The 3,697-nt window shown below is 59.0% G+C and carries 5 protein-coding genes and 1 pseudogene; 3 read left to right on the top strand and 3 right to left on the bottom strand.

Annotated features, from left to right (window positions below; translation table 11 throughout):
- Positions 1 to 71: 71 nt before the first annotated feature.
- From pncB to ACRC1E_RS07305, 3 genes are all read right to left on the bottom strand, one after another.
- A complete protein-coding gene (gene pncB, locus ACRC1E_RS07315) occupies positions 72 to 1,265 on the bottom strand; it encodes a nicotinate phosphoribosyltransferase (protein WP_438514452.1) in 1,194 nt (397 codons plus the stop codon).
- A gap of 73 nt (positions 1,266 to 1,338) precedes the next feature.
- Positions 1,339 to 2,043 carry an SAM-dependent methyltransferase gene (locus ACRC1E_RS07310; protein ID WP_438514451.1) on the bottom strand — a complete coding sequence of 235 codons (705 nt, stop codon included), beginning with the start codon at positions 2,041 to 2,043 and terminating at the stop codon, positions 1,339 to 1,341.
- Positions 2,043 to 2,627, bottom strand: coding sequence for a Maf family nucleotide pyrophosphatase (locus ACRC1E_RS07305; protein ID WP_438514450.1), 585 nt, complete (start codon positions 2,625 to 2,627; stop codon positions 2,043 to 2,045). The genes ACRC1E_RS07310 and ACRC1E_RS07305 overlap by 1 nt, the downstream gene beginning before the upstream one ends.
- A gap of 56 nt (positions 2,628 to 2,683) precedes the next feature.
- Here ACRC1E_RS07305 and ACRC1E_RS07300 point away from each other — a divergent pair, with 56 nt between their 5' ends.
- The 3 genes and pseudogenes from ACRC1E_RS07300 to ACRC1E_RS07290 all read left to right on the top strand — a co-directional run.
- Positions 2,684 to 3,187 (top strand): YceD family protein, encoded by a 504-nt coding sequence (locus ACRC1E_RS07300; RefSeq protein WP_438514449.1) that lies wholly within the window; start codon positions 2,684 to 2,686, stop codon positions 3,185 to 3,187.
- Positions 3,188 to 3,212: 25 nt separating this feature from the next.
- On the top strand, positions 3,213 to 3,392 hold the full coding sequence (gene rpmF, locus ACRC1E_RS07295) for a 50S ribosomal protein L32 (protein WP_438514448.1): 180 nt from the start codon (positions 3,213 to 3,215) through the stop codon (positions 3,390 to 3,392).
- Between the two features lie 55 nt (positions 3,393 to 3,447).
- A pseudogene (locus ACRC1E_RS07290) lies at positions 3,448 to 3,697 on the top strand (phosphate acyltransferase PlsX); the annotation flags it as partial.

The raw sequence follows: 3,697 nt of genomic DNA, 5'->3' as shown, positions 1-3,697 counted from the left end.
CCTGAGTCCCGAGTCCCGAGTCCCGAGTCCCGAGTCCCGAGTCCCGAGTCCCGAGTCCCGAGTCCCGAGTCCTACTCCCTGATTCCGAATACCTGTCGCAGATAGGCAAGGAAGGTCGCGTCGGTGGGCATGGTCTTGCCCGGGCTGTCCGACAGCTTGGCCACCGGCTGGCCGTTGCAGCTGACCAGCTTGAGTACGATCTGCAAGGGGGTCAGGCCCATATCGTTACTCAGTTTGGTGCCGATGCCGAAGCTGGTTTGTATGCGCGGGTTGAAGTGCTGATAGAGTGCCAGCGCCTTGTCGATATCCAGTGCATCGCTGAAAACCAGCATCTTGCTGGCCGGGTCGATGCGCAGCAGCTGGTAGTGGGCAATAGCCTTTTCGCCCCAGTGGTAAGGATCGCCACTATCGTGGCGCAGACCGTCAAACAGCTTGGCGAAATAAAGATCGAAGTCGGCCAGAAATGCATCCATCCCGACCACGTCGGTCAGCGCAATGCCCAGATCGCCGCGATATTCCTGCACCCAGGCTTCCAGTGCCGCCTTCTGGAAGTCGCGCAGCCTGACGCCCAGTGCCTGAAAGGCCTGGAAGAATTCATGTGCCATGGTACCTATCGGCGTCATGCCCAGTTGCCATGCCAGAAACACATTGCTGGTGCCGCGAAACATATCCGGTACGGCCTGATGTAGTTGTGTCACCACATGGGCGTGCCAGTCGCGGGAGAAGCGGCGCCGGGTACCGAAGTCGGACAGCAGAAGCGGAAAGTGTGCGTTGCTGCCTTCGCCGGCGGCGAAGGCGCGCAGGCGGGTGATTTTCTGTTCCAGCCGGCGCTGCCCTTCGGCGCGTACTGCCGCCGTGTCCAGTGCGCGGAAGTAGAGCTCGTTGACGATGGCCAGTACGAAAATCTCGAAGAACATCGCCTGCACCATCGGTCCCTTGATGGTGATGGCTAGCTCGCCATCCTGCTCGCCCACGCTGATAAAGCGGCGCTGCAGATGAAACAGTTCCAGATAGTCGACAAAATCGCTCTTGATAAAGCGCAGGCTGCGCAGGTAAGCCAGCTCTTCCTGCGTGAAGCGCAGTGCACACAGGCTATCCAGCTGCTGTTCCAGCTCGTGCTTGAGCTGGGAGAGTGGCCGTTCGGGCGTGTTGCGGCACTTGAACGCATATTCGCCATGTGCGGCCGGGAACTGGTGCAGTACCACCTGTAACATGGTGAACTTGTACAGGTCGGTATCGAGTAATGAGGTAATGACGGGAGACATGGCCGGCATGGTACTGCAGCCGGCGGCCAAAAGCATAGCAGCCATGCCGCTAATCAGGCATGGCCGCCTGGGTTCAGGCTGCGTGAATGACGAAAATGGCCGGGCGTTTGTGGAAATCGGGCGCTTCTTTGGGCCAGTCGGATGCCGGCAGGCTGACGATGGTCTGGCTAGGCAGTGTCAAATCGGCCGCCACACACAGGCGGGTGGACGGGGCGAGGGTTTTTCTCAGCTCGGCCAGCATGGTGTTGTTGCGGTAAGGCGTTTCGATAAACACCTGCGTCTCGTTGTTCTGGCGCGAGCGTGCTTCCAGTGCCTGTATCGCCTTGCTGCGCTCTATGTTGTCTACCGGCAGGTAGCCATGAAAGGCGAAACACTGGCCGTTGGCACCGGAGGCCATCAGTGCCAGCAGGATGGAAGACGGGCCTATCATCGGCTCGACGCGGATGCCGCGGGCGTGCGCCAGCGCGACCAGTTGCGCGCCGGGGTCGGCCACGGCCGGGCAGCCGGCTTCGGATACCAGACCGACATCCTGTCCGTCCAGTAGCGGTTGCAGCAGGGCGGCAACATCGGCCTCGGGCGTGTGTTCATTCAGCGTATTCAGGGTCAGTTCGCGTATCGGCGTGCTGACGCCCAGTGCTTTGAGGTGCTTGCGTGCCGTTTTTTCCGCTTCGACCACAAAACGGGTGATATGGATGACGCGCAGGCGTTCGTGCTCGGGTAGCCATGGTGTATTTTCGTCGCCTAGCGGCGTCGGGATCAGGTAAAGGGTGCCGGTCATTAGAGTATGTCTACGCCTTCGTTCATTAACATGGTGATCAGGGCGAACAAGGGGACGCCGATCAGGGAATTGGGATCGTCGGACTCGACGCGCTCCAGCAGCGCACCGCCCAGACCTTCGCTTTTGGCTGCGCCGGCACAGTGCAGGGCATCCGGTTCGCGGCTGAGATAGGCGCGGATCTGGGCTTCGGAGAGCGTGCGCAAGGTGACGCGGGTGAGGCCGACGTTTTCCTGCAGGCGGCCGCTCTGGCTGTTATAAAGTGCCAGTGCCGAGTGAAAGACCACGGTGCGCCCGCTCATCCATTGCAGCATGGCGACGCCGTTTTCAAGGCTGCCGGGCTTGCCTATCTGCCGGCCGTCGAGCAGGGCTACCTGATCGCCGCCTATGATCAGCGCGTCGGGGTAGGCATCGGCCAGCGACATGGCCTTGACGCGGGCCAGACGTACGGCGGTGTCCAGCGCGCTCTCGCCCGGCAATGGCGTTTCGTCGCAAACAGGCGCCGCGGCGTGCAGTGGCAGCCCCAGTCGTTCGATAATTTCGCGCCGGTAGCGCGAGGTGGAGGCAAGTACGATGGCTTTTTGCATGTTGAGGCTTGATTGCTTTGACAAATCCGTGGCGGCAATTATATCATCTCGCGTTTATGACTAACCCGATTTTGATCGATCCGCTCGCGTTTGGCCGTGAAGGCCAGAGTCGCAGTGGCCGTCGCGCCGTCGCCGACCTGGATGAACGCGTACTAGAGAACCTCGCTGACAACAGCGGGGAAGTCCAGTTTGTAGCTGAAGGTTTCATGGATGGTTCGCGCCGTTCGTCTCTCAGACTCAAGGTGACAGGGACAGTCAATGTCGTCTGTCAGCGTTGTCTGGAGCCTATGGTGCAAGCCCTAGATAGTGAAGCCGTGCTGACGTTCTTCCGGGATGAAGACAAGCTCGCAGCCGCTGTCGATATCAACGAAGACCTCGATGCCGTCATGGCTGAGGAAGAGTTGGACGTGATCGCGCTGGTCGAAGACGAGATCATCATGGGCTTGTCCTTGTCGCCCAAGCATGAAAAATGTGGCGATGAGGTGCTTGAGCACGGTAAAGCCGGAAAGCCGAATCCGTTCGCGGTGCTGGCAGCGCTCAAGAAACCCAAGTCCGAATAAAGTTTGAATTTTTTAGGAGTCAATCATGGCCGTTCAACAGAACAAAAAATCCCCGTCCAAGCGTGGCATGCACCGCGCCCACGACTTTCTGGTTGCTCCATCGCTGGCTGTTGAAGCTACGACCGGTGAGCGTCACCTGCGTCACCACATCAGCCCTAACGGTTTCTACCGTGGTCGTCAGGTTGTAAAGGTCAAGGGCGAGTAATCGTTCCCCTTTACTTCCTGTTCAACACAACAGGTAGTTACTACCGAAGACGCTGATGAGTATCACCGTAGCGGTGGATGCCATGGGTGGTGACATTGGTCTCAAAGTCACCATCCCCGCATCCATCCAATTCCTGCACGACCATCCCGACAATAAACTGATTCTTGTGGGTGACAGCACGGCAATTTCTGCCGAGCTGGCGACTTGCGCCCAAAATTTGCGTTCACGCATCGACATCCAGCACGCGACCCAGGTTGTGGAGATGGATGAGGCACCGCAATCGGCTCTCAAGAACAAAAAAGATT

Source organism: Craterilacuibacter sp., from assembly GCF_051659485.1.
GTDB lineage: Bacteria > Pseudomonadota > Gammaproteobacteria > Burkholderiales > Chromobacteriaceae > Craterilacuibacter.
This window is presented reverse-complemented; position numbering and strand designations above follow the sequence as displayed.